We start from the raw sequence: 25,390 nt of genomic DNA, 5'->3' as shown, positions 1-25,390 counted from the left end.
CACAACACGACCTCGGGCCGGAGATGGGGACACGCATGTGGTAGGGGATGGGGGCACCAAAATAAAAGTTATACCAATTCGCCTTCATCCGGTAGAGGTTTTCTATTATTCAGGATATCCCACAACTTCTGTGTAACAGGGGTATCGATATCAAATTGTTTACCCAAACGAAGGACCGTGCTTCCGAACAAATCGCGTTCGTCCGGTTTGTGCACATTTTCAAAGTCACGCTGGAACGATGTTTTCGTTTCATAAGGGAAATTGTGCCCCTTTTGAAAGGAGTCCGTGATTATTGTTTCCGGCAAATTAATTCCTATCTTCCGGGAAAGCCCGACAATCTCAGTCATGACGGAAAGGACATAGTCACTTAAGAAACGTGATTCCACAACTTGACCGAGTGTTTTATTAAAAGCTGCCGTCACAAGGCCAAAGCTGGCGATAAACACATACTTTCCCCAAATCTCAGGATAAACGTCGTCAAACCATTCATAGTTGATCCTGCTCGTCCTGAAAAGTTCGAAAAGTGAATCGGGAACTGTGGTTGCCTGTTGTGGGTCCTTACCGAGGAGGATTTTGCATGCCCCACCGTTTTGAGTCACTTTTCCAAAGGCTTCTATATGCGTGCCTACATACACACAAGCAGGCAGGACACTGGCAAGATGGAGATTTTCTCTGATTCTTTCATAGATATCAATGCCATTCAATAAAGGGATCATTAACGTGGAGTCTGACACCTTGCCGCCAAACTGCAGAACCACACTCTTTAGGTCGTAGGATTTGACGCACAACAAACAAACGTCTAGAACAGGCAGTTCTTCAATACGATCAGTGGCCAAAGTCGGGTTGCAAATCCAATCTCCTTCTGTGGTGGTGCTGACATGGAGACCTTTCTTGCGAATCTCATCAAGATGCCTGCCTCTCGCTACAAAGTAGACTTTTGCTCCCTGACTTAAGATCTCTTTACAGATCTTTCCCCCGAAATATCCTCCAACACCCCCTACACCAATAATTCCAATATTCATATTTGTTAGACCCCCAGCATACTATGTCTATATCCGTGTGTCCAACACAGCCATCGGCAAGAGCCGACTTTTGTCGGCGATTGACTGCATCCGCATGATAAACGGAACTTTATTCCTCATTGTTTACAAAAAGGGTGGGGACAATAGCACAATGAGATTAGGCGCTCCTGAAAACAGGATTTTGTCCTGACGCCCCGGAACGTAACCTCTAAACCGGTACTTGGACCCGTGCTTATTGCCCCACCCGATTACATGATTTCATTTCTCCGCAATTTTGTCAAAGAAAATTTACTATCTCCCCGTTCGGTCAATTGTTGTTTAATGAAATGTCAAGTGCGTATCTTTCGCCCCCCCCACAAGAATTGTATGATTGCAAGACCAGACTCCCATAAAACAGAGTCCCTACACAAGAATATGCCATGAAGACTGTCGCTGCCGCTGCATGGACTGCGTCTTCAATCTTATTTTGAGGCAATGCGCCTTCAGAAATATATTTATATGCAAGCTGCACATTGCAGGAAAAATGTATTTAACTATAGCTGGTATTGGCTTTATGAGGATTTTAAATTCTGTAGGAACATTTTCTACAAGTGTTGCGGACACTGTGTCCGCAGGTCTCAATAACAGAAGATTTACGACTGTTTATCCTATCATTCGGTTCCAACACAAAGTTCACTGGGAAGCCCGTTTTTTGGGTGATCCAGTGGAACGCCTTGTTTGGCGTGTTGTTTTTTGTGCAATATCAATAAGTGAAAGAAGAGCGTTATTAACCGCCTCTTCATTTGGAAACACCTGAGAAACTTCTGGCATAAGGACAATGACATTGGATGATTCTTTCATACGCTTTGCATATTTACCCCGTACAAGACCGCCGGGAAAATCAGAGCTCTTATACTCCGCCCGTAATTCTTCTTTATCAGGTTCTTTATTTTTCTTCATAGAGTTCTCGTTCTCCTTTGCTCGCTTTGCGGGCACTTATGATTCGAATTGTTTCATCTTTCTCGGTGTGAGATACCACCACAAGCCGTCTTTTTTCTGAAACGCCAAAGGTAATAAGCGCTCTTCGGCTATTGAGTGATCAGGATCAGCGCCAGTTGCAGCCATGGGGTCACTCAAGGCTGTTGCTGCTTCCTCAAATGAGACTCCATGTTTCTTAAGATTGGATTTTGCCTTTTTTGGGTCCCATTCAATTTTCATGTCTCAAATTATATCATATTCTTGGACTTATGCCCGAAGTTTTTCAGTTATTTTACGCCCAACATTTTCTTAATGCAATTATTGTGCTCAGAAAATAGCAAGAATAAGGAAGAACCTAATTTAGTGAATTACAATTGTTCTCCAGAATATGTACTGGAAGAAGTTTCTGCCACAGTGGCAGAAACTCTTGAAATCTCTGGAGAGTCAATACAGACACTGTATTTCGGGCTATGGTTCTTAAAACTGTTTCCTAAAATTCAGGAGGCCTGCCATCGAGTGTTTTCCCGCTTCCGCGGAGAGTAAAACCCGCCTGTTTTAAGAACCTTCTATTTTTGCCTTTCTGTACTCCATAAAATACAATTTAAAATAGGTTTCCATGCTTACATTCACAGTGAATGTAAAATATACTTAATTACCCAAACCAAAGTCTGTATTGGCTTTACGGGGGTTTTAAATTTTGTAGAAACATTTTCTGAAAAATCTCATTATTGAAGATTTATAACTGTTTATTTTACTTCCCGCCATCTGTTTAATTGAATTATTGAAGTCCCCATCTCCCCTGCACTGCTTTTAAATGGTTTGGTCCGACCCCAAATTAGTTTGCCGTGTCAACGCCCCTCCGATTTGCATTGACATATTAATGTATAAGGTATAACATACCCTATATGGATGGTGAACTTTTATTTTACAGAAAGAACGTTGAATCCAATGGTGATATTGCTGAGATGAAAATATGGAAGGTACCGCAGACTAAGGACAAACCTTATGGCTACAGATATTCTCTCGTATACATCAGGGACGGTAAACGGGTTTTGGGTTATGACAACGGAGAGGGAAAGGGTGATCACAGGCATTACAAAAATAAAGAACATCCTTACGAGTTCAAAGGAATGGACATTTTGATTGAGGATTTCAATAGTGATGTAGAAAAAATCAAAAAGGGTGAGATATGAAAGCAAAGAAGATTGACATCGGGATCAAAGATTTAAAAACAAGTTTAAAAGACTTCTCTGAAGCCTGGAAAAAATTGGAGAGTGGAAAGAAGGTAAAAAAAGAGGAAGGTCTCTATTTTGATTCCATTGATACCATGAGGAATGTTCTCACCAATAACAGACTCCTTATCCTTAAAACCATACGCAAGAATAAACCGGGTTCTATATACGAGCTGGCAAAGATTCTCAACAGAGACCTGAAAAGCGTGAATCAGGATTTGAAGCTTTTATCGGAAATAGGGTTGGTTGCCCTTGAAAAGATTGAAACAGAGAGAAAACGGGTTATACCACATGTTGATTATGGGAAAATACTGTTGGAAATACCGGTTTAAATGCATTGCCCCTTGTGTTGTCAGCGACGGCGTGAAAATGCCAGGAGCAACAGGAGCCAGGAGCAACAGGCCGTCAAGGGCTGATAATCCTTCTGTTTTTTCCTTAACATCTCAAGCGTGTTCCCTTCGCCTTCCAACTTTCAGGGAGAGTAAAACCAGCCGGTTTTAAGAACCTTCTTATTTTGCCTTTTTGTACTCCATAAAAAACATATTTAAAAAGGTTTCCATGCTTGCTTGCACAGTGCAAGCAAAATATACTTAATTGTCTAAACGCACAGTGCAAGCAAAATATACCTAATTGTTCAAACCAAAGACTGTATTGGCTTTACTGGGATTTTTAATTTTGCAGAAACATTTTCTGCAATTGTTGCAGACACAGTGTCTGCAAAGTCTCATTATTGAAGATTTATGACTTTTTATTTTACTTCCCGCCATCTGTTTAATTGAAGTGTTGAAGGATGTCCCCACCTACGTCCTTAAAAAGGAGTATGTTATAATAACAGGATTTTATATGAATTATTTTTTAGTGGAAAATTGCTTGACAGGAGGAGTATAGGATGTCCCCATTTCCGTCCACCTACTCAATCCATGTGGTGTACTTTGAAGTTGAATTCGCATGTTTCATGTTCCTTTCCCCCGAGATAATGGTTCAGGGATTGGTGGCCAACCGCGTCGGTTCTCTCTGGCCCAGTCCTTTAGTGCCCGTCTCGCTGAGTCCGCACCTACGTAAACCTTCAAGTAGTCGCAGATTGCTCTCCAAGTAGCGCGGCCTGAGATTCTTGACAACTCAGGCACCCCCCTGCTCCATTCATAAGCAGAGGGGCTACGGTTCTTTCGACCCATGGTACTGCCGTTAGATGGCAGTCTCTTCGTGGTCTTCGCTTTATCCGAATTGTGGTCGACTGCCGTATCGTGGTCCTCGGGCTGCGACGACACATATTGATGGTATTTTCCAAGCTGCGTTTCGTTTATCAATTTGTAAGATAGGAGATAGTCAACAGTTTCGTCCTTGGGCTCCTCAAAGAGGTCGGCGTTGAGGTCAATTTGCCCGCCATCGGGATTGATTAGGCGAATATGATCATCTTTAAGATCTTCTATATAGATGAAATACTTTCCTGAAGCCTTGTTTTTGCAGACAAAAATAAAATCCTGCCGCTTGTTTGATATTGCTATTCCAAGAGATACTGATCTTATGTTCTGAAGAGTTTTGCCGTATGATACCTTTATTATTAGGCCCTTCATTGCTTCCATCAGGATTTGTGTTTCTACGTCCGTGATATCATGCTGAAGGAGTTTAAGTAATCTCTGGCTGGTTTCCTCAGATTGCAAACGCTCTCTTACGGCATCTATTTTCCGTTCCTGCTGTAATCGGTCTATGTGCGCTTTCAAATACGATTCATATTTTCCCGCAATAAAACTGTCCCTATTGAAAAGCTCGACAAAGTCGGTCCCTTCCGCAGAATCACTTTTGAAGCGGATTTTGGACAATAAGAGCGGATCGGCGTTCGGGCTCAGAATCCCATCGTAGTAGACACGAATCTCTTTGCCTACAAGAAAACCGAAATCAGCCTTGGTTTGGCGCATATAGGACTGAAGCTGTCCGAAAGTCCCGGGTCTACCTAAGTCTTCAACAGGCCTTTTTATCTCCAAAACAATGACGGCCTTATTGTCGGGGGTGTATAGTACTATGTCCGGGGTTATGAAATTCTGACGCCCGATCTGAAGCGAAGGCCTTACCTTGATCTCCCCCTTGAACTGACTCCATCCAAGGAGCTTTTCCAGCGTGAACAATACCTTTTGTTCAAAGATATTCTCATTGATGCTTGGACTAACATTATCCGACAAATGAAAGCAGAATTCGGCCCAAATTTCCTCTAGTGTTTCCTGATCCATTCTATAGTCACCTCATGATGATGTCGTCATAACTCGTGTTTCATTCATGTCAGTATCTCTGTGCCTAACAGGATCAGCCAGAGGCCCCTTTATGGCCGATTGGCTCCATCCACGGGTTATGCCGTGCACTTGATTCATGGTACTCTAAGACGAAGAGCGGCTCTGGAGGCGATAACCTGCCTCACAACGGCCTCCACTTCCCGACTCTTTTGATTCAAATCCGCATCGGTGGTGCCGTCGTGCAGAATGCGGCTCCGTAAATTGTAGGCATCTTCTATGACATGCAATGCCTTACTGTCATCAGGCAGAGTTTCATTGATTAGTCTGCGTATTGCACTCGAAACAGACTCGGTATATAGGCCCTCTGTTTGCCCCAACAACGATGCCTCAATGCGGGAAGGTAGTTTCAAGTCCTTGATCTGGCCCTTAAAATGATCTATCACTGTGGATATTTCAGGGGTAAAGACCTGCTGCTCTGCCAAAGGCTCCAGAGATGAAACCAGGCCAATAAAGCGTGATCTTTCCGTTGATTCCTGCCTAGCGGAAGCAAAAAGCTCCATTGCCAGCATGAGCTTCTCATTACCACTTTCCTTGGACGAAAGCCCTTCATCAATCGCATTTGTAATACTTGCCAGAGGTTTTCCAAATATAACGGTGGCGCTTGCCGTGAGAAAAGCGCCTGATCCTTGCCTTGAACGGTCATAGACCACGCAAGGCAGAGGAGTCTGATACTGAAGACGAACGGAGTAGTTTTCAGAGATTGCTCCCCACAATATTCCAAAAGCTATCTCAAGCCCCTTTTTCTCGGCTTCTCCTGCCGTAGCGAATCCTTCCACAAAGATTTCCCATGCTCGAAACCCAGATGCAGTTTAGGATTCATTAGTAGATGGCGATTTTGTTGGACAGACCTTGACAATGTAGCCGGTATTGGTCAACAAACATGCCTCACCGTGAAGTATCATGCGTGTTGAATCATCAAGCAGAACAGACAACTTAGCACCATACGGTCTTCTGTTGATGGATTCTACGATCATCATTTTTTCTTTATTGATTATTTTGCTCATCTTATATCTCTATCCTTGGGCATAATCAGTTATTATATAGTTTTATGGATAATATCAATGTTCAAGTAATTATTCAATAAAATTGATAAAATTAAACAGCTTTTTCCATGATCTCCTAACTGGATAACACTACAATTCAGATGATTATTAATAAAAGAAGATAACTCCGAATAAACGTTATTCCACCGGATTTGTCGATTGGATTTGAATTAGTTTGAACATCCAGAAAATTAAACACCTCTGGATACCGGCTTTCGCCGGTATGACGCTGTTTTTGAAGGGGACTATCGGGACATTCCTAATAATGTGAATAGCTTTTCTAATATCAATTCGCATTATTGGTATAAAGCCTCCTTTTTTCTGCCGGATTAGCACCAGCGCGAAGGTTGGTGCTAATCCGGCTTGGAGTGGGCGACGTCATGGAAGAAATTCTTCAGATGTAGATGAGATGCAAGCTTTGCAGCCCGTAAAACTATACTTAACGTACGTCGGAGGATCGCAAGGCGCGGCAGAGCGCCGCAGATGAGGATTTGTTTCATGACGTTGACCAGCTAAGAAAACAACCTGAAAAGTATTACTGAACCTTTATAAAATCCCACGGCATAATCTCGTCCTTGCCCCGCTCTCTCAGTGCGTAAAAATTCAGATTAATGGCGCTGTCCTTCATGATTCTGCTTAAGCTCACATTGTCGGCAAATTTCAGAATAATATCTTTCAGCCTTCTGTCGCCCCGGGCAAGTGCAGCCTGGACAAAACTGTACTTTACCGACTCATGGGTAAAATATGTGTTATCAACCTTGGCAAGAGATCTTTTTAACCGGTTAATCTTGTCCTTTAGTTCATCTATATCGTTCATGGGAAACCGCTGAAAAGGGGTGGAGGGCTTCGGGACAAAGGGACTCGCGTGGACGGTAACGCTGCCGACAAAACCTCTCTTTGCGCCTTCCTTAACCATTATATGCTTAACGTGTTTCACAAGCTCCACAATACCCTCTATATCTTCCATCGTCTCACCGGGCAGGCCGATCATAAAATAGAGTTTCAGATTAAAGGGCTTAATTTTCAGTATGGCGCTTAATTTATCGTAAATCTCCTGATCCGTTAAGGGCTTGCCGATAACGACCCTCAGTCTTTCCGTGCCCGCCTCAATCCCGAAGGTCAATGTTTTAATCTCATCCCGCATAAGCTCTATAATTGAAAGCGGAATTTCATCAAGCCTTAAGGAAGGAAAATGGACGCGCTTGCCGGCAGCTTTAAGCGCGGTAGTGATTTCTACAAGATGCGGATGGAACGAAACTCCTCCCCCGATAATACCAATATCCTCCATATCGGTTTTAAGCGGGAGGATTTTATCGCAGACAAAGCGGTAGGAATTGCCTAAAAGGCAGAAGGGGCATTTTGAGGGACAGCCACGCGTCCCTTCTACGAGGAACATATCGGAAAATTCAGTCTTTTCCGCAACAATGGCTGATGTTCCCAGGGTTTTACCTCTATACCTGTTTATCTTTACAATAAAATCTTCCGGCGTAAAAGACCCTACAATCCCATCTTCCTGGTACGAAACCCTGAGCCTTGCCGGATTATAGACCCAATCGAATTTGCTCAATTCATCAATTGCTTCTTTCCTGTCTTTGCCTCTCATTTCCCTGAACTTTTCCATAAAATCCGGGATGGTTGACTCGATGTCACCCATGATAAAGAGGTCAATAAAGCTGTGGATGGGCTCCGGGTTTGAAATCACGCAGATACCCCCGGCAACAATGATGGGATCGTTCTTTTTTCTTTCTTCAGAATATACTGGTATGGAAGAAAGACGTAAAATCTTCGGGATGTTTATAAAATCCATTTCAAAGGATATTGTAAAAAATATGCATTCAAAAGATTTAAGAGGCCTTCCGCTCTCAATGGATACGCATTCACCATTCTCTTCGAGAAAACACCTTTCGCAGACAACATCATCATAACTATTGAGTGTTTTATACAGGATATGGGCGGCGAGGTTGGACATGCCTATATAGTACGTGTTCGGAAATACCACGCATACATGGATTTTATTGCCCCATTTTTTTACTATTGTTCCGTTCTCGGATGCAAGAAGCTCTTTGCGCCCTGTTGGTTGTGCCTTTGTTTTGGACTTTGGACTCTGGATTTTGGATTTACATAAAACCTTTTTCATAATAATTCAAAATTGCATGCTATGCTGTTTAAACAGCTTGAACCATTTTATTCCAAAATCCGCAATTCAAAATCCAACATTCAAAATCCAAAATCAGTCGGCCTGTTTCCTCAAAAAAGTCGGGATATCGTATCTGTCGTCGTCAATATCAATGATATCGCTTTTCATCTTTATTTCTTTGTAGTCTATTGCAACCTTTTTCTTCATAAAGGGAGGCAGGTCTTCGCTTTCAAAAAGCCTGCTTTTGCTGAACATATCGGGTACATCCTCATCCACGATAGCCTTTTCTTCGAAACCGGTGGCGATGACCGTTATCCTCATCGCATTTTCCATGCTCTCATCATAGACAAGTCCCCATATGATCTTTGCTTCATCGTGCGCCTGTTCCTGAATTAATGAGGAGGCTTCGTGCACCTCATGGAGGGTCATGTCTTTATTGCCTGTTACGTTTATCAGCACCCCTCTTGCGCCGTGAATAGAGATATCTTCAAGAAGTGGACTTGATATGGCCTTCTGGGCTGCATCCCTTGCCCTGTTTTCACCGGAGGATTCCCCGATACCCATGATTGCCATCCCTCGCTCACTCATGATGGTCCTTACATCCGCAAAATCTACAACTACATGGCCTGACCCTACTATCAAATCTGATATACTTCTGACAGCATTGAGGAGTACCTCATCTGCCTTGAAAAAAGCTTCCATAATGGTCATATGTTTGCCGCCGATAGACATAAGCCTCTGATTAGGTATGGTAATGAGAGAATCGACTCGGGTTTTTAACTGGATTACCCCGTTTTCTGCCTGTTTCATCCTGTCTTTGCCTTCAAAAGAAAAGGGCTTTGTCGTAATTGCTACTGTTAAGGCGCCCAGTTCCCTTGAAATCTCCGCGATGACTGCAGATGCGCCTGTTCCGGTGCCACCTCCAAGCCCGCACGTAATAAAGACCATATCAGCGCCCTTCAGGTGTTCGATAATCTTTTCCGTATCTTCCAGGGCTGCCTTCCTGCCGACCTCCGGGTCCGCACCTGCACCGAGCCCCCTGGTCAATTTGCCTCCTATTTGTATCTTAACTGAAGCCTTACATGTACTCAAGGACTTGACATCCGTATTGACTCCGATAAACTCAACACCGGGAACGCCTGCGTCCACCATGTTGTTTAAAGCATTACATCCGCCGCCCCCAACCCCTACAACCTTTAGTTTTGCTGAAAAACCGTTATCCTCATCCATATAAAAGACTCTGCTCACAACAACACCTCCTTAGAAAATTTCTTTAAACCATTCCCTCATCCTGTTGAGAAGATTATTACTATTTATTAATTTCTTTAATGATTTCTTACTATTATACCTTTTGCGCCGCTTTATATTGGAATGCTTGAATCCATATACAAGAAGCCCGACCCCGGTTGCATATATAGGATTATTAACCACATCAATAAGGCCGCCCACGCCCACAGGGTACCCCCTTCTTGTAGGGAGGTTGAAGATATTTTCGGCAAGCTCGGGAATGCCCTCAAGGTTCGCACACCCTCCGGTGAGGACAACGCCTGATGCAAGCAGTCTTTCGAATCCTGATTTTTTGATCTCGTCATAGATCATGGAGGATATTTCTTCAACCCTGGGCTCTATTATGTCTGCAAGGGTTTTTCGCATAAGTGTTCTCGGTTTTCTCCCGCCCACGCTCGGGACTTCAATGGTTTCATTAGCACCTATCATATTTGAAAAAGCGCAGCCGTATTTCTTCTTTATCTTTTCTGCATCATCAATAGGTGTTCGCAATCCGATGGCAATGTCATTCGTAATACTATTGCCTCCATAGGGCAAAACCGATGTATGTTTTATACTGCCCGTTGAAAATACGGCAATATCACTTGTACCGCCTCCGATATCAACCAGAGCAACGCCAATCTCTCTTTCTTCGGGCGTGAGAACTGCCTCCGATGAAGCAAGCTGCCCGAGTATTATATCGTCTACTGTAAGCCCTGCCATACGACAGCACTTTATGATATTCTGTGCAGACGAGACGCTGCCGGTAACAATATGTACCTTTACCTCAAGCCTGACCCCTGTAATCCCAAGGGGGTCCCGTATCCCGTCCTGGTCGTCTATGATAAATTCCTGGGGGATGACATGAAGGAGTTCTCTGTCTGCCGGTATTGCAATTGCCTTTGCAGCATCAATCGCCCTTGCTATATCATCGTGTTTCACTTCTTTCTCTTTAATTGCAACAACACCGTTGCTGTTAAAGCTCTTGATGTGAGCGCCCCCTATGCCTGCCAGGCAGTTGTTGATCTTTATGCCTGCCATTAATTCGGCTTCTTCTACAGCCTTTCTTATTGAAGTAATAGTGCTTTCCATATTCACAACAACACCTTTTCGCAGGCCTGTAGAAGGGTAAGATCCTATGCCCACTATGTTTATCTTCCCCTCGACTACCTTCCCCACAACAACACATATCTTTGTGGTTCCAATATCGACCCCTACGAGAAGCTCGTCTTCTCTATCCATATTTTACCCCTTCCTTTCCTGGATGATTCCACCTTTTTCAAACCTTGCGTCTATACACTTAATCAGGAGTCCCCGTTTTTTTGCGTCTTCAAGGATAGAGATAGCCCTCTTCAGCCTTCCCTTCTGATCTTCCTTGCCGAGCACTATCTCCACCCCGTCTTCTGTGCCGAAAATCGTCACGCTGCCTTCGTCATATGCAATTTCCGATATGGCATTTCTCTTGATAATTCCTTCTGTAATCCAGCCATTCGTTTCCCTGTATAGACTCTTTACATCCGTCTTATTTCCGGCATTAATAACAAACATATTTTTTATTTCACCTTTTGTTAACCTTTTATAAGGTTCTCCGTATTCATCAAGTACACTGATAACGCCCTCGTTATTCACCCATAGGGCAGAGGGCGTTTTTTCTTTCACGTCTATAATAATGGAAAAGGGGAAAACCCTCTTTATCCTTACCTCTTTTACAAATGGATGCGACGTAACGACCTCTTTGATCTTTTGAACATCTATCCTGAACAGGTTCCCACGCATAAAAGGGGATATCCTGCCCATAATATCATTATCTTCCAACTGGCTTGCCCCGTTTATTCTGATATTCTTTATGAAGAACAACGGCTCGTCTTTTGAAAATATGTATATTGTCGTTAGCATGGATAAAATACATACAGGCACAAGAAAAAATATATACAGGATTTTTTTCATGTTTTTAAAGACGCCCCCTTAATAATTTCTTCAACAAGGTTGTCAAAGGACCTGTCGAGATATTCCCAAGCCTTCGGCACAAGGGATGTTTCAGTCATGCCCGGAGAGGTATTGATATCTATTATAAGCGGGATATCTCCATCTACCATCATGTCAATCCTGGCACACCCTGAAAGCCCAAAGGCTTTATATACTGTCAGGGCATAGTCCTGCGCCCTTTTCTCAACTTTTTTACTGATCTTTGCAGGTATGATGTATTCCGTCATCCCCTTGGTGTATTTTGCCTCAAAATCATAAAACCCTTTTAACGGTTTTACCTGAATTACAGGTAAAACCTCATTATTTGCTATGCCGACGGTTATTTCCTGCCCCTGGATATACTTCTCTATCAGGATTTTATTGTCGTATTTCAGAGCATTTTTGATAGCCTCATCCTTTTCTTTAATGTTTCGTACAATTGATATACCGATTGTGGAGCCTTCGTTGGCCGGTTTTGCAACAAAAGGCACAGGGAACTTAACTTTATCTCCGGCATGACAAACTGCATAGGCAGGAGTAGGCAAACCAATTCTGTCCAGCAGCATCTTCATGATTCCCTTATCCATTGAGATAGCCGAACCGAGCACACCTGAACCGGTATAGGGAATGCCCATCATTTCGAGAAGCCCCTGTACTGTACCGTCCTCACCCCATCTGCCGTGAAGAGCAATGAAGACAACTTGAATTTTCTGTTTTTTCAAACTATCTACAAGGTTATTTTCCGCATCTATCCCTACGGCGTTGTAACCGCAACGTATGAGGCTCTGAAGAATTGCCTTTCCGCTCTTCAGGGAAATCTCCCTTTCCGAAGATTTTCCTCCCATAAGAACCCCTATCTTTTTTTCTTTCATGAATCAAATCCCCACATTTCCACTTCTTCCTCCAGGGCAACCCCCAGTTTTTCAAATACCTCTTTTTTAATTCTTTCAATAAGCGTCTTTATGTCGTGCGCTGTGGCACGGCCAAGGTTCACAATAAAATTAGTATGTTTCTCGGAAACACAGGCGTCGCCGATTCTAAAGCCGCACAGGCCTGCCTTTTCCACATACTGCCATGCGGGTTCTTTGCCCACGCTTCTGAATATGGAACCGGAAGAAGGAAATTCCATGGGATGCCTCTTTTTTCTTTCAACAAGAACATATTCCATGTCTTCCTGTATCTTATTTCTGTCCCCTGAATTTAGCCGGAAAACAGCATTTATAACGCATTCCGTAATTTTTACAGGCGATGATCTGTAATTGAATGAAAGAGCCTTCTTGTCAAAAGTTGTAATATTCCCCTTATCGTTCACTACTGTCACACCTTCCAATACATCAGAAATGGATACGCCGAAACTCCCGGCATTCATCTTGATTCCACCGCCGACAGTGCCCGGTATCCAATATAGTTTTTCAAGACCGGCAAGTCCCCGTATGGCGCTGTCTTTTATAAATCCTTTTAAGGAGGCGCCTCCGGAGACCTTTACAACAGCGCCTTTTTGAGTCCTTTTGTACTGAAGACACCTTATCTTTGTTATCCTTATGATTGCCCCTTTAAAACCCTTATCATCCACAATTATATTCGTCCCGTTGCCTACAAACCGGTATTTGACTCCCTCGTCTCTTAAAATACGCATCGCCTTCAGCAGGTCAGCCTCATCTGCAGGGTACACAAGGTATTTTACAGGACCGCCCACCTTCATGGATGTATACCTTTTCATGGGCACATCCGTTAAAACAGTCCCTTTTATTCCCCAATCTCTCAATCTTTCCCTGCTTTTTACCTTTCACAATTTACAATTTACTATCAACTATTCACTGCTTTTTCCCATTCCGCTTTGAGTCTGTCGCAGATCTTATTAATATCGCCTGCACCGAGGGCAACAACCGTATCACCGGCCTGTGCGAGTTCCAGAATTTTTTCAGCCGCATCTTCCTTTGTCGGGGCAAAGAACACATTCTTGTGCCCGCTGGCGCGTATATTTTCTGCAAAGATCATCCCGCTGATACCCTCTATTTTTTCTTCAGAAGCTGCATATATCTCAGTAACTATCAGAATATCAGCTTCATTGAATGAGGTTATAAAATCATCCATCAATGCCTTTGTTCTCGTGTATCTGTGAGGCTGAAATGCGACGATAATCCTTTTTTTGCATATCTTCCTTATTGCCGACAGCGTGGCCTTAACCTCTGTGGGGTGATGCCCGTAATCGTCAATGAGCTTTATGTGTCCGTCCCATTTTACTTCAAGCCTCCTCTGGACGCCTGAAAATGTTTCCAGCGCTTCCGCGATTTTATAAAAAGGAATATCAAGCTCTATACCAACGCCGCACGCAGCCAGCGCATTAACAACATTATGGATGCCGGGCATGGCAAGTTTGATAGCGCCCAGTTCATACCCCTTATATACTACCTTAAAAGCTGTCCCTGCTTCATTATACGTAACACCCTCTGCCCTCAGGTCTGCTTGTTTTGAAAGTCCGTAGGTCATATACCTTCGCTTCAATTGAGGGATAAGGCTCTGGACATTCGCATTATCGATGCATATGATGTCAAGCCCGTAAAAAGGCACTTTATTGAGAAAGGTTAAAAAGGCAGCCTTTATATCGTGAATATCCTTATAGAAATCGAGATGCTCAAGATCTATGTTTGTTGTCACGGCAATAGTCGGAAAAAGAAGGAGAAATGTCCCATCGCTTTCATCCGCTTCTGCCACCAGGAATTTGCTGTCGCCAAGTTTTGCATTGCTGCCGAGGCTGTTCAACTTTCCGCCAATAACGCATGTCGGGTCCAGGCCTGCATGTCCGAGGATCGTCGAAACTATTGAGGTTGTTGTTGTTTTCCCGTGTGAGCCTGCTACGGCAACACTATATTTCATCCTCATTAGTTCAGCAAGCATTTCGGCCCTCTGTATTACAGGAACAAAAATCTCTTTTGCCTTTTGTATTTCCGGGTTGTCAGGTTTTACCGCCGATGATATAACAACCACGTCAGCATCCTCAATATTTTCTTTTTTATGACCATAAAATATTTTTGCGCCAAGCTGCTCAAGCCTTTCGGTGGTATCGGTCTTCCTTATATCCGAGCCTGTAACGGTAAAGTCGAGATTCAACAGCACTTCCGCAATACCGCTCATCCCGATACCGCCAATGCCGACAAAATGTATCTTCTCTATCTTGTGAAGAACCATATTCAACCCCTGTCTACGATTGTCCGTTCACGGTTCACATATTTGGTTCCAAGGCATCCGGCCTTTTGCCTTTTCCGTGAACTGTAAGCTATTTTCTTTTCCCTTCTACCTCTTCCTGCATCTTTGCAATGATTCTGTCTTGCGCATCATCCACATATAGCCTACCGATATTTTCGCCCATCTGCTTCAGCAACACCGGCTCATTCATGAGGTGTTTTATGACACCATGAAGCCTTTCTCCGGTTGCCTCATCATTTCCTATTATGTATCCCCCGCCGGCATTCTCCACATGGGAGGCATTTTTCCATTGATGCTGACCTGCAGAAAATGGATATGGTATGAGTATTGCTGCTTTCCTGAAATATGCAAGCTCAAAGATTGTTGAGGCGCCTGCTCTCGATATAACTACGTCGGACCGATTGTAGTAATGAGCCATGTTGTCGGTAAAAGGAAAAACCTCGTGTCCTATTTCCGTTTTTTCATATGCTTCTTTAAGTCGTGTATAGTCTTCTGCCCCTGTCTGATGATAAATAATGGCATTTTTGTATCCCTCCATGTAAGGCAATAAGGAAAGAACCGACTCGTTGATACTTTTTGCCCCTCTACTTCCCCCAAAAACGAAAATCCCGAATGTTTCATCGTTTTTTATCTCCCTGGGAACTTTCACAGCCTTTCTCACAGGATTGCCTGTATAATATACGTTTTTACTTTTCAGGAGCTGACTTGACTCTTCAAAACTGACAAAAGTTGCCTTTGCATATTTTGAAAGCACCTTATTCGCAAGCCCGGGCTCGGCATTCTGCTCGTGCAGAAAGACCGGTACGCCAAGGATAGCTCCTGCAAATATGACCGGTACGGATGTAAAACCGCCCATCCCGAGAATTGCATCCGGTTTCTCCCTTTTTATCACCCTCATGCATGTACATATGCCTTTCAGGATATAAAAGAGCGTGGCAATCTTATACACTGCGCTTCTACCCAAAAACTGGCGCGCCTCAACAAAAAGGAGTCTGAAGCCATACTGGGGGATAATTTTACTCTCAAGTCCGTAAGTCGTCCCGATGAATGCCACCTGGTTATCCTGCCCTTGCGCAACAAATGTCTCAGCCACGGCAATCCCGGGAAAGATATGCCCCCCTGTCCCGCCTGCCGATATGATGAGTTTCATATACGCTCCTTTTCCGCTTTGAGCATTATTCCGATAAGCGGCGTCAATATAAGAAGGGCTGTTACAGGCTGATACAGAAGCCCGGTTGAAAGTCTTAGCCCCAGCACCATAAAAATATCCGTTGCGATATAAAGGAACCCGAAAAAGACTATGAGCTTGATGAAATTGCTCTTTTTTACAAATCCGATAAAACCTGTGACCAAAAAACCAAAGGATGCCGCCAAAAGCAAATATTTCTCAACATCGTTTATCTTTACCCCATCTCCAAGCATTGAAACACCCTTGTTAAAAAGAAGCAGGGCTATGATAATAACCACTGTATATGCTGCTATGAAGGGAATTAGACGGTTCTTACCGATTACGAAAAGGAAAAGCACGGCAGCGATGGACATAGGGATGATAAAAAGCGGTTTTCCGATCATAAAAAGATTAAAAGCAGAGGAAAGAAAAAGGATTGAAAGGGCTGCAATCTCTTTGAACAAGCTTTTTCCTTTTTCCTCAATCGTAATCAAATAGAAGGTTAATCCGTAAAAAGAGACAAATACAATAAGGGCATCAAAAGGATATTGGATGTTTATCTTCGGATATACAAAGAAAAAAGCCGTCACAGCAAGGGCAAAACATATAAAGGGGTATTTCATTGCAGCAATATGCCTTGCCGGGATGAGATATATAAGATAAGCAGTTCCGAGGCCAAGACAGATCATCAGGACCTTAACAACATTAAGCTCACGGAAAAAGCCGTAGAGCAGAATAGAGGCTGCGATATAAACAAATATCTTTTTCAAAGCGATTCCACCATTTCCTTAAATATGTTCCCCCTCTCTTTGTAGTCTTTAAACATATCAAAGCTGCTGCACATAGGAGAAAAAAGGACTGTATCGCCATCCCCGGCAATTTCATATGCCTTCTTTATTGCGGCGCTCAAATCGTCTTCAATGTAAGTTTTTGTGTGTCCGCCCAGTTCATCCGATATCCGTTGGCTCGCCTCTCCTATAAGTATCATGGTTTTTACCTTTTTCATGAGGTCTCCCATGATTTTATAACTCCCGCCCTTATCTTTACCGCCTGCAATAAGCACCACATTTTTTTCCATGCTTTCCAAAGCCCTTTTTGTAGCATCTACGTTTGTAGCTTTTGAATCATTATAGAACCTTACCCCCCCCAATTCCCTCACAAGCTCAACCCTGTGGGGCAGTCCCCTGAAGCCTTTAAGCGTCTCTTCGATAACACCCTGCTCAATGCCATATATATGTGATACAAGGAGCGCTGAGAGGATATTTTCCGTGTTATGAATGCCCACAAGCGGTGATATATCTCTTTTATATGTGGTTTCTCTTCCCATCAGCCTGACGAACATAAAGTCGTTGAAGAAAAAGGCCCCTTCTTTTAATATCGTATTACTTTTAAAAAAAAGTGTCTTTGCCTTTATCTCTCTCTCGATGGAGAGGTCTTTATTAAATATGGCCCAGTCTGTCTCCTGCTGGTTTTCAAAGATCCTGTACTTTGCGGCCTTGTATTCGTCAAAGCTCCTGTATCTGTCGAGGTGGTCTTCGGTAAGATTCAAAAGAACTGCCGTATCCGGGCGAAAGGTTTCAATCGTCTCAAGCTGGAAACTGCTAATTTCAAGTATGACATATTTTGCCTTTTTCCCTTCCAGCACATAGTTTATAAGGGGATTGCCGATATTGCCGCCCACAAAAACAGATCCGCATGCTCTATCAAATATTTCGCCGATAAGGGAGGTCACGGTGGTCTTCCCGTTTGTCCCCGTTATTGCAATAATCGGTTCTTTCACAAATAAAGATGCAAGCTCAATTTCACCTATAATCTTTGCCCCGCTTTTGCGAGCCTCATGAAGATAAGGCATCTCGCTGTCAACCCCGGGGCTTATGACTATAAGCGGGTAACCGAGGAAATCCTCTCTGTTGTTACTGCCGAAACGACCTTCAAATTCAATATCTTGCAGTTCCTTGAGCGCTTCTGTCAGCTCTTCTTCTCTTTTTGTATCAATAATGACAATCTTTTTCCCCATGCTGCTTAAAAATTTTGCCGTTGCAACACCTGTTTTTCCGAGACCGACAATGAGTATATTATCCGGAAGGTTCATATTGCCACCCCTCTTGTTCGAGATACAAGACAAAAACCTGCGAGAATATAAAAAGCGAACTGTGAGCTGTAAGCCTTGAACATTTTCCTCACCTCAGTTTTAGCGTGCTCAGCGCCAGAAGCGCCAGTATGAAAGAGATGATCCAGAAACGCACTACAATCTTCCCCTCATTCCACCCCTTCAACTCATAGTGATGGTGTATAGGCGCCATTCTGAAAACCCGCTTTCCCCTCCATTTAAAGGAAAGCACCTGGATAATTACCGATAAAGTTTCTACCACGAATATCCCGCCTACGATTACAAGCAAAATCTCCTGTTTTATGATAATGGCAATAACAGCAAGTGATGCACCCAGCGACAAAGAACCTGTATCACCCATAAATAATTCTGCAGGATAGGTATTATACCAGAGGAAACCTATGCCTGCGCCCAGCATGGCCCCGCATAATATCGTAAGCTCCCCGGCGCCCTTCACGTAAAATATTTGCAGATACTGTGCAAATTTCACATTACCGGCAAGGTAGGCAAAGAGCATAAAAGTCGAGCATACAGTTAAAACAGGCCCTATTGCCAGCCCGTCAAGTCCGTCTGTGAGGTTTACCCCATTCGAGGTGCCGACAACGATAAGCACGCATAGAAGGATATAGAATATGCCGAGATCAGGGGTAATATTTTTAAAAAAAGGCACGGTAAGTCCTGTTATAAAACCGCCTTTCATGTACAACAGTGCACCCACGACAAGTGTAAAGAAGATTTGGAAAATAAGCTTTGTTCTGCCCGGCACACCTTTGCCGCGTTCATTCTTCAGCTTTTTTATGTCATCCATAAAACCAATGCCCCCAAAAGACAGAAGCGCAAAGGTTACTATCCAGACGTAGGGGTTTCTTAAATCAGACCATAACAGTGTGGGGATAATAGTAGATACAAGGATCACAAACCCACCCATAGTAGGGGTTCCCTTTTTCTCCATATGCCTGTCAGGCAGATCCTCCCGCTTGTCGCTCTTTATCTTCCACTCGTTGAATTTCCTGATCATGAAGGGGGTAAGAAAAAAGCTTATAACAAGGGCCGAAAGAATCGCAAGGACCGTTCGGAAGGTAATATACCTGAATACATTAAAGACCGAAAACTTTATATGGAGCGTATAGAGAAGATGATATAGCATTTACTTCAACGCCTCCACTATCTCTTCCATCTTGGCAGCCCTTGAACCTTTTACAAGCACTGTATCTCCTCCCTTAAGATTTTTTGCTGCATAATCAATGAGCTGATCTTTGCTTTCAAACAACATTGCTGCCTTACTATCCCTCAACTCATCGAGGGTTTCCATCATATATTCACCAGTCAGCAGGATCATGGGTATGCCGGCCTCTTTTAAAAATCTGCCCAGTTCTCTGTGGTAAAAGGAAGTTTTTTCTCCAAGTTCTTTCATGTCTCCCAGTATAACCATCCTCTTGCCTTTACATGGCAGGTCAAGCAATGTCTTTATGGCCCACGCCATGGAAGATGGGTTTGCATTGTATGTATCGTCTAAAATGATATAGCCTTTCCCTGATTTAACAGGTTTAAATCTCATCGCATAAGAATCGAATGTTTCTATGCCTTCCGAGATGAGTCCGGCATCAGTTCCGATGCTATGCGCAATAGTTGCCGCGGCAAGGATATTATATAGATTATGCCTTCCCATAAGGGCTGTTCTTGTCTTAATTTCCATTCCGGGGCATTTGAGTAAAAGACGGGAGCCGTTCCAGCCTAAGCCCTCTTCGACAGAAAGGGTAAAATCGGCCTTATTGCTGATGCCATAGGTAATTAATATATGCTGGTTATCCTTATAGCGGGTCAGAATGTTCGGGTCATCTGCATTCACAATAACCTTCCCACCCTCTTTTGTATGGTAAAAAAGGCTCAGTTTCTCTTCAAGCACGCCTTCGAGACTGAAAAGACCTTCAAGGTGAGAAGGATTTGCATTTGTAATCAACGACACATCCGGTTCAGTCAATTGAGCAAGCTGCATTATCTCCCCTTTACTGTTTGTCCCTAACTCAAAAATACAAAACTCAGGTTCCCCCTCCATGGAAAGTATGCTTTTTGATACGCCTATTGCATTATTGTAGTTTTTTTCATTGTAATGAAGGGAAAAACCCTTTTTTAAAATATTAACCAATATCTCCTTTGTCGTTGTTTTGCCGTTGCTCCCTGTAATGGCAATGACACTTGACTTTGCAAGCCCTTTTTTATAGTGTGCAAGATCGATAAGCGCCTGCATAGCATCATCAACGAAAATAACCGTACCTCCGTCATGCAGCGTATCCTGACGGCCTTTCTCACAGATGGACCCTGCATGAGATCTATCATAGGCAGCCCTTATAAATGCATGACCGTCAAAGTTTTTACCGGTTAAAGGTATGAACAGCTCACCTTCCTTGATGGTTCTTGAGTCTGTGGATATACCGGAAAACGAAGGATTTTCGATTCTCAGCAACACACCTTTTACTGCTTTTACAATCTCTTCAACATGCCACATCTAAAAGCTCCTCAACAACTTCCCTGTCGCTGAAATGAAAAACCCTGTCGCCTATGATTTGATAGTCCTCGTGCCCTTTCCCGGCTATTAAAAGGACATCATCCTGTCTTGCCGCTTTTATTCCTTCAAAAATTGCATCCTTTCTGTTTTCAACAATCCTGCAGGCATTACCATCGAACCCTTTTTTAATGTCTTCTATAATCTTCATGGGGTTTTCACTCCTCGGGTTATCCGAGGTGATGATTGTATAGTCTGCAAGGTGTGAGGCGATATTCCCCATGACAGGCCTCTTTTCTCTGTCTCTGTCGCCGCCGCATCCGAAAATAACAGTCAGTTTCCCTTTTTTTAATGAATTGAGCATTTCCAGAACCTTTTTCAATGCATCCGGTGTATGGGCATAATCTATGAAGATGGAGACCCCGTTTTTGTTCTTTACCCTCTCAAGCCTGCCGGGAACGCCCTCAAGTCTTTCAATGCCCTTCTTTATCTGGTCATATGTCATATTGGCAACATAACCGGCAAGAGATGCTGCCAATATATTCGATATGTTGAAAGCGCCTATCATTGGGGATAAAATTAACAGAGGCTTCCCCATCAATATCAGCTCAAGCCGCAAGCCCCATATATCTTCCCGAAAGCCGGTAAGATATGCTTCCGATGGTTTTTTAAGACTGTAGAAAAGCGTCCTGATAGGCGGATTAGGGATAAGCCCGACTGCGCCCAAATCGTCTGCATTTATTATGGCGGATTTTCCTTCCTTCGAGCTCTTCTCCAGGAAATGTGAGAAAAATAGCTTTTTTGTCGCCTTATAATTTTCAAAAGTACCGTGGTAATCGAGGTGGTCGTGGGTAAGGTTCGTAAAAATGGCAGTATCGAAATCCACCCCCTCAACCCTTTTTTGATCCAGCGCATGCGATGAAACTTCCATTACCACATATTCCGTACCGGCATCTTTCATATCATGGAGCAGACTTTGCAGTTCGTCTGCGCCAGGTGTAGTATTATAGGCCTTCAGGGTATGGCCGTCATACCGGTATGAGATGGTTCCTACCAGACCTGCTTTTTTGCCGGCAGTTTTGAGTATGGACTCGATAAGGTAGGTTGTTGTGGTCTTGCCGTTCGTGCCGGTAATACCGATCATATAGAGCTTTTTTGACGGGAAGCCGTAAAACTTTGACGCAATATGCCCCAGAAGGCCCTTTGGGTCATCGGTCTTTATTGAACAGGGAAAATGTGTTTTTACCTCTCCATCAGATACGATAACACTTGCACCCCTTCCTGCTGCATCGTCTATAAACCTTTCGCTTTTCTCTGTTGCGAAGAAAATGTGACCTTCCTTTGCTTTTCTTGAATCCTTGGTAACGCCTGTAATCTCAATATCGGTATTGCCGATAACTTTGATTGCAGATATATTGTTTATTAACTCAGTAAGCTTCATTCGAGCCTATCCTCTTCATTTAATATTTATCCGGCTTTCCATTTATTCACTTTCTTTCTTTTACCATTTTATTTTTCACCAGTTTGTTGTTTTTGTGATTTTCCGTAAATAATGCATTCGGTTTCACCGCTTGTTCTCTCAAATGGTTTAGGGGATTGTTCGGCAACAACACCGCTTCCGTGTATCTTTATTCTTGCTGTATGGATTGTAAGTTTATCAAGGGCAATCTTGATAGGGAGGTTCACCAGATTCGGCATCAGCCATCCTTCATCCTCTGCAGTATGTTGCTTCTTCGCCTTATCTCTCATTGCTGTAAGCTCAAAATTTCCATTGCGCCCGACAACCCCTGTCCCGTTAACGATGAAGGGGAACAGACGATTGTATTTATCGGAAACAACCCTGTTATAGAGCGATAGTAGTTTTTTCTTTTCAAGAACATAACCCCTGCCCAGCATTATGTCTTCCGCAGACAATCCTTCTTTTAGTATGATCCCTTCCTGTTTCAAAAATACCATCATATTTTTTAAGCCTATTGTTTTTGAGATATTTTTTAAGCCTTCTTCGTCTCTGTCATACAATATATCAATGGGTTTTTTCCAACTAACAGTGCTGCGACTGCCTTTTTCTGCCGGAATCAAGCCCTCCTTTTCTATCAGCCCTTCCTTGATGGCAAAGCACACTAAGGGGAGCGACATAAAGAGCGCCGGCTCAATACAATCATCTCCGGGTGCAGGGTAAGACATCTTTTTATCGACAGCAGGCAGTTCTGTTTGTGCTGCTTGTACTGTTGAGACCGGCACAATTTTAGGTATAACCTGCCGTGTATTTTCTTGCATAGACATATTCATATTCGCCGGTACAATCTTCTGAACATTAGAAACCCTTTGAAAGCTCATTTTTTCCGGCAGATGCATGATCACCGACACATACATCAAACATATTAACAGGCAAACAAAAAAGGCCCTTCTATTAGCCTTTTTATTCATCTCAATACAAGGACCTCTTCTTCCTTTGCTTTCTTAAGCCCGAGTCTTTTTGCTTGCAGTTCGAGAAACCTCGCCCGTGTTGTTGCTGAATATTCTATTTTTAAATTATCATTAATTTTAGCAACCTCCCCTTCCTTTTGCAGCCTCTCTATTAAATCTTCCCTAACCTGGCTGTATACGCTCTTTATAAAAAAAGATAAAAATATAAAGCCGATAAAGCAAAGAATACCCAGAAAAATTGATGGAAAACTCCTGTCCTCTGTTTCCCTCTTTACTGAAACATACACCCCCCTGTTCACCCTAACCCCCTTGTTTTTTTTCTGCTATTCTTAATTTCGCACTTCTTGAGCTTGGGTTCTCCTTTGTTTCAATTTTTTCCGGCCTTATAGGTTTTTTTGTTATTACATCAAGGGCAGGGGAGTCTCTGAAGGCAAACTTTGTAATCCTGTCCTCAAGAGAATGAAAAGAGATGACTCCGATCCTACCTTTGGGAGAGAGCATATCAATGGCACCTTCTATACCTTTTTGCAGGCTTTTTAACTCATCGTTAACCTCGATCCTGATCGCTTGAAATGTCTTTGTTGCAGGATGAATCCTCCCGGTCCTTCTTTTTGCTTTAAGCACGATACTGCCCAACTCCTTTGCCGTGGATATTGGCTTTTTCTTTCTTGTCTCTATAATCATTTTTGCAATCGCCGGACCCCGGTAATCCTCTCCATAATCTCTGATAATTCGCAGCAACTCTTTATAGTCGTAACTATTCACAACATCGTATGCGGTTAACGCCCCCCTGTTATCCATTCTCATGTCAAGAAAACTGTCGTTGTTAAAGCTGAATCCCCTTTCTCCTGTTATCTGGAAAGTTGAAAGACCGAGATCAAAAAGAATGCCATCAACAGATGCAACATCTTCAGAAGTTAAGATTTCCCTCAAATCCCTGAAGTTTCCTCTAATCAATCTTGCCCTGCCTTCAAACTCATATAGTCTTTCCCCGGCAATTCTCAAAATATCTTCATCAGCATCCAGACCGATAAGTTTTACATTTTTGTACCTCTCAAGTATATTAGACGCATGTCCTCCTGCTCCTACTGTTGCGTCTATAAAAACATTCGTTTTTTCACTTACAAGGTTTTTTATTACTTCTTCAAGAAGAACAGGTATATGTACGACACGCATCAAAGACCGAGTTCAGAAACTATATCAGCTACTTGATCAGGGTCGGAAGTAGCCTTTTTAACCAGATCTCCCCATCTTTCCTGCGCCCATATTTCTATTTTGTTGCCCATGCCGATAATCACAACATTCTTTATGATGGCAGCGTCAGCCTTAAGTGATTGCGGTATGAGGACCCTCCCAAGCTTGTCTATGAGACATTCGGTAACGCCGGAGTAAAAGTATCTTAAAAATGCCCGCGCCTCTTTCCTTATTGCTCCGTAGCTTGATGTTTTTTGTTGTATAGTCAACCACTCCTGGTATGGATAGCCCACAATACAGCCGTCAAGATTTGTAAGTATCAACCTCATGTCATGATTAGCCGATAATATCTCCCTGAATTTCGCGGGGATACTGATCCTGCTTTTATCATCTATAGCGTATTCAAACCTTCCGGCAAACATATTTTATCCCACCATTATACACTCTTTACCACTTTAAAGAGTTATACTATAACTGTAAATTTTGTCAAGGGTTTTTTAGCTTTGTTGAAAAAGTTTTTTATGAAGCTGCCCGGTTGAAGTTTTATAATATTGTAGATTTCAAATGTAGATCATATAATTAATCACAAAACACGTAAGGTAACTGAATAAATTCAATCTCGTATAACCATCAGTCAGGAGGAAAATAAATGAAGAATTCAGGCGCTTTAGACCCCAAGAATCCTGTACAACTTTTTATATCCCCTTCTCAATACATCCAGGGGCGAGGTGTTATCAATCTTCTTGGAGAGTATTTATCCCTGTGTATTTCAGGCTGCGCAGGCGTGCTCATTACACCGGGGAGGGACCGTGTTCTTGGAAACATTGTTTATAAAACCAATATTGTTTCCCGTAATTTACGATCAAAGTCAAAA

The 25,390-nt window shown here is 42.9% G+C and carries 24 protein-coding genes and 1 pseudogene; 2 read left to right on the top strand and 23 right to left on the bottom strand.

From position 1 onward, the window contains the following. Positions 1-68: 68 nt before the first annotated feature. The 3 genes and pseudogenes from NT178_09580 to NT178_09570 form a co-directional block, all read right to left on the bottom strand. On the bottom strand, positions 69-1,022 hold the full coding sequence (locus NT178_09580; protein ID MCX5812778.1) for a 2-dehydropantoate 2-reductase: 954 nt from the start codon (positions 1,020-1,022) through the stop codon (positions 69-71). 672 nt (positions 1,023-1,694) lie between these two features. Next, on the bottom strand, positions 1,695-1,961 hold the full coding sequence (locus NT178_09575) for a hypothetical protein (GenBank protein MCX5812777.1): 267 nt from the start codon (positions 1,959-1,961) through the stop codon (positions 1,695-1,697). Further along, a pseudogene (locus NT178_09570) lies at positions 1,948-2,219 on the bottom strand (BrnT family toxin). The gene NT178_09575 and the pseudogene NT178_09570 overlap by 14 nt, the downstream one beginning before the upstream one ends. 665 nt (positions 2,220-2,884) lie before the next feature. On the opposite strand from NT178_09570, the gene NT178_09565 reads away from it, so the two are divergent. Beyond that, positions 2,885-3,172 carry a DUF6516 family protein gene (locus NT178_09565; protein MCX5812776.1) on the top strand — a complete coding sequence of 96 codons (288 nt, stop codon included), beginning with the start codon at positions 2,885-2,887 and terminating at the stop codon, positions 3,170-3,172. Next, entirely contained in the window at positions 3,169-3,543 is a 375-nt protein-coding gene (locus tag NT178_09560) for an HTH domain-containing protein (protein ID MCX5812775.1), read from the top strand. The genes NT178_09565 and NT178_09560 overlap by 4 nt, the downstream gene beginning before the upstream one ends. Before the next feature lie 621 nt (positions 3,544-4,164). On the opposite strand, the gene NT178_09555 is transcribed toward NT178_09560, so the two are convergent. From NT178_09555 to mraZ, 20 genes are all read right to left on the bottom strand, one after another. After that, entirely contained in the window at positions 4,165-5,388 is a 1,224-nt protein-coding gene (locus NT178_09555; GenBank protein MCX5812774.1) for a type I restriction enzyme HsdR N-terminal domain-containing protein, read from the bottom strand. A 182-nt stretch (positions 5,389-5,570) separates the two neighbouring features. Further along, a complete protein-coding gene (locus tag NT178_09550) occupies positions 5,571-6,272 on the bottom strand; it encodes a HEPN domain-containing protein (protein MCX5812773.1) in 702 nt (233 codons plus the stop codon). Positions 6,273-6,305: 33 nt separating this feature from the next. Further along, positions 6,306-6,500 (bottom strand): hypothetical protein, encoded by a 195-nt coding sequence (locus NT178_09545; GenBank protein MCX5812772.1) that lies wholly within the window; start codon positions 6,498-6,500, stop codon positions 6,306-6,308. Between the two features lie 574 nt (positions 6,501-7,074). Further along, positions 7,075-8,676 carry a radical SAM protein gene (locus tag NT178_09540; protein MCX5812771.1) on the bottom strand — a complete coding sequence of 534 codons (1,602 nt, stop codon included), beginning with the start codon at positions 8,674-8,676 and terminating at the stop codon, positions 7,075-7,077. Positions 8,677-8,769: 93 nt separating this feature from the next. Next, a complete protein-coding gene (gene ftsZ / locus NT178_09535) occupies positions 8,770-9,906 on the bottom strand; it encodes a cell division protein FtsZ (GenBank protein ID MCX5812770.1) in 1,137 nt (378 codons plus the stop codon). 30 nt (positions 9,907-9,936) lie between these two features. After that, positions 9,937-11,184 (bottom strand): cell division protein FtsA, encoded by a 1,248-nt coding sequence (ftsA, locus tag NT178_09530; protein MCX5812769.1) that lies wholly within the window; start codon positions 11,182-11,184, stop codon positions 9,937-9,939. A gap of 3 nt (positions 11,185-11,187) precedes the next feature. Beyond that, positions 11,188-11,889, bottom strand: coding sequence for an FtsQ-type POTRA domain-containing protein (locus tag NT178_09525; GenBank protein MCX5812768.1), 702 nt, complete (start codon positions 11,887-11,889; stop codon positions 11,188-11,190). After that, positions 11,886-12,779: a D-alanine--D-alanine ligase gene (locus tag NT178_09520; protein MCX5812767.1), complete on the bottom strand. Its 894-nt coding sequence runs from the start codon at positions 12,777-12,779 to the stop codon at positions 11,886-11,888. The genes NT178_09525 and NT178_09520 overlap by 4 nt, the downstream gene beginning before the upstream one ends. Continuing rightward, on the bottom strand, positions 12,776-13,672 hold the full coding sequence (gene murB / locus NT178_09515) for a UDP-N-acetylmuramate dehydrogenase (protein MCX5812766.1): 897 nt from the start codon (positions 13,670-13,672) through the stop codon (positions 12,776-12,778). Before murB ends, NT178_09520 begins: the two co-directional genes overlap by 4 nt. 41 nt (positions 13,673-13,713) lie before the next feature. Further along, positions 13,714-15,096 carry a UDP-N-acetylmuramate--L-alanine ligase gene (murC, locus tag NT178_09510; GenBank protein MCX5812765.1) on the bottom strand — a complete coding sequence of 461 codons (1,383 nt, stop codon included), beginning with the start codon at positions 15,094-15,096 and terminating at the stop codon, positions 13,714-13,716. A gap of 88 nt (positions 15,097-15,184) precedes the next feature. Then, on the bottom strand, positions 15,185-16,264 hold the full coding sequence (gene murG, locus NT178_09505; GenBank protein ID MCX5812764.1) for an undecaprenyldiphospho-muramoylpentapeptide beta-N-acetylglucosaminyltransferase: 1,080 nt from the start codon (positions 16,262-16,264) through the stop codon (positions 15,185-15,187). Beyond that, complete coding sequence (locus NT178_09500) at positions 16,261-17,052, bottom strand: hypothetical protein (protein ID MCX5812763.1); 792 nt, start codon at positions 17,050-17,052, stop codon at positions 16,261-16,263. Before NT178_09500 ends, murG begins: the two co-directional genes overlap by 4 nt. After that, on the bottom strand, positions 17,049-18,374 hold the full coding sequence (gene murD / locus NT178_09495; protein MCX5812762.1) for a UDP-N-acetylmuramoyl-L-alanine--D-glutamate ligase: 1,326 nt from the start codon (positions 18,372-18,374) through the stop codon (positions 17,049-17,051). The genes NT178_09500 and murD overlap by 4 nt, the downstream gene beginning before the upstream one ends. Positions 18,375-18,462: 88 nt before the next feature. Beyond that, positions 18,463-19,539: a phospho-N-acetylmuramoyl-pentapeptide-transferase gene (gene mraY, locus NT178_09490; protein MCX5812761.1), complete on the bottom strand. Its 1,077-nt coding sequence runs from the start codon at positions 19,537-19,539 to the stop codon at positions 18,463-18,465. Beyond that, entirely contained in the window at positions 19,540-20,898 is a 1,359-nt protein-coding gene (locus NT178_09485; GenBank protein ID MCX5812760.1) for a UDP-N-acetylmuramoyl-tripeptide--D-alanyl-D-alanine ligase, read from the bottom strand. Continuing rightward, a complete protein-coding gene (locus NT178_09480; protein ID MCX5812759.1) occupies positions 20,885-22,336 on the bottom strand; it encodes a UDP-N-acetylmuramoyl-L-alanyl-D-glutamate--2,6-diaminopimelate ligase in 1,452 nt (483 codons plus the stop codon). Before NT178_09480 ends, NT178_09485 begins: the two co-directional genes overlap by 14 nt. A 68-nt stretch (positions 22,337-22,404) precedes the next feature. Further along, positions 22,405-23,232, bottom strand: coding sequence for a hypothetical protein (locus NT178_09475; protein ID MCX5812758.1), 828 nt, complete (start codon positions 23,230-23,232; stop codon positions 22,405-22,407). 86 nt (positions 23,233-23,318) lie between these two features. After that, positions 23,319-23,621, bottom strand: coding sequence for a hypothetical protein (locus NT178_09470; GenBank protein ID MCX5812757.1), 303 nt, complete (start codon positions 23,619-23,621; stop codon positions 23,319-23,321). A 1-nt stretch (position 23,622) separates the two neighbouring features. Beyond that, on the bottom strand, positions 23,623-24,498 hold the full coding sequence (gene rsmH / locus NT178_09465) for a 16S rRNA (cytosine(1402)-N(4))-methyltransferase RsmH (GenBank protein ID MCX5812756.1): 876 nt from the start codon (positions 24,496-24,498) through the stop codon (positions 23,623-23,625). Beyond that, positions 24,498-24,938, bottom strand: a complete 441-nt coding sequence (gene mraZ / locus NT178_09460) for a division/cell wall cluster transcriptional repressor MraZ (GenBank protein ID MCX5812755.1) — start codon at positions 24,936-24,938, stop codon at positions 24,498-24,500. Before mraZ ends, rsmH begins: the two co-directional genes overlap by 1 nt. Positions 24,939-25,390 lie beyond the last annotated feature (452 nt).

It is taken from the genome of Pseudomonadota bacterium (assembly GCA_026388255.1).
In the GTDB taxonomy this organism is placed as follows: Bacteria; Desulfobacterota; Syntrophorhabdia; order Syntrophorhabdales; family Syntrophorhabdaceae; genus JAPLKB01.
This window is presented reverse-complemented; position numbering and strand designations above follow the sequence as displayed.

Excerpts from the sequence above, each read along its gene's own strand:
- murD (MCX5812762.1), bottom strand. The coding sequence starts at position 18,374 with ATGAACCTTCCGGATAATATACTCATTGTCGGTCTCGGAAAAACAGGT.
- NT178_09475 (MCX5812758.1), bottom strand. The coding sequence starts at position 23,232 with ATGAGCTTTCAAAGGGTTTCTAATGTTCAGAAGATTGTACCGGCGAAT.
- ftsA (MCX5812769.1), bottom strand. The coding sequence starts at position 11,184 with ATGGATAGAGAAGACGAGCTTCTCGTAGGGGTCGATATTGGAACCACA.
- NT178_09580 (MCX5812778.1), bottom strand. The coding sequence starts at position 1,022 with ATGAATATTGGAATTATTGGTGTAGGGGGTGTTGGAGGATATTTCGGG.
- rsmH (MCX5812756.1), bottom strand. The coding sequence starts at position 24,498 with ATGCGTGTCGTACATATACCTGTTCTTCTTGAAGAAGTAATAAAAAAC.
- NT178_09480 (MCX5812759.1), bottom strand. The coding sequence starts at position 22,336 with ATGAAGCTTACTGAGTTAATAAACAATATATCTGCAATCAAAGTTATC.
- mraZ (MCX5812755.1), bottom strand. The coding sequence starts at position 24,938 with ATGTTTGCCGGAAGGTTTGAATACGCTATAGATGATAAAAGCAGGATC.
- mraY (MCX5812761.1), bottom strand. The coding sequence starts at position 19,539 with ATGCTATATCATCTTCTCTATACGCTCCATATAAAGTTTTCGGTCTTT.
- murG (MCX5812764.1), bottom strand. The coding sequence starts at position 16,264 with ATGAAACTCATCATATCGGCAGGCGGGACAGGGGGGCATATCTTTCCC.
- NT178_09485 (MCX5812760.1), bottom strand. The coding sequence starts at position 20,898 with ATGTGGCATGTTGAAGAGATTGTAAAAGCAGTAAAAGGTGTGTTGCTG.
- NT178_09540 (MCX5812771.1), bottom strand. The coding sequence starts at position 8,676 with ATGAAAAAGGTTTTATGTAAATCCAAAATCCAGAGTCCAAAGTCCAAA.
- murC (MCX5812765.1), bottom strand. The coding sequence starts at position 15,096 with ATGGTTCTTCACAAGATAGAGAAGATACATTTTGTCGGCATTGGCGGT.
- NT178_09520 (MCX5812767.1), bottom strand. The coding sequence starts at position 12,779 with ATGAAAGAAAAAAAGATAGGGGTTCTTATGGGAGGAAAATCTTCGGAA.
- NT178_09575 (MCX5812777.1), bottom strand. The coding sequence starts at position 1,961 with ATGAAGAAAAATAAAGAACCTGATAAAGAAGAATTACGGGCGGAGTAT.
- NT178_09560 (MCX5812775.1), top strand. The coding sequence starts at position 3,169 with ATGAAAGCAAAGAAGATTGACATCGGGATCAAAGATTTAAAAACAAGT.
- NT178_09525 (MCX5812768.1), bottom strand. The coding sequence starts at position 11,889 with ATGAAAAAAATCCTGTATATATTTTTTCTTGTGCCTGTATGTATTTTA.
- NT178_09545 (MCX5812772.1), bottom strand. The coding sequence starts at position 6,500 with ATGAGCAAAATAATCAATAAAGAAAAAATGATGATCGTAGAATCCATC.
- ftsZ (MCX5812770.1), bottom strand. The coding sequence starts at position 9,906 with ATGGATGAGGATAACGGTTTTTCAGCAAAACTAAAGGTTGTAGGGGTT.
- NT178_09565 (MCX5812776.1), top strand. The coding sequence starts at position 2,885 with ATGGATGGTGAACTTTTATTTTACAGAAAGAACGTTGAATCCAATGGT.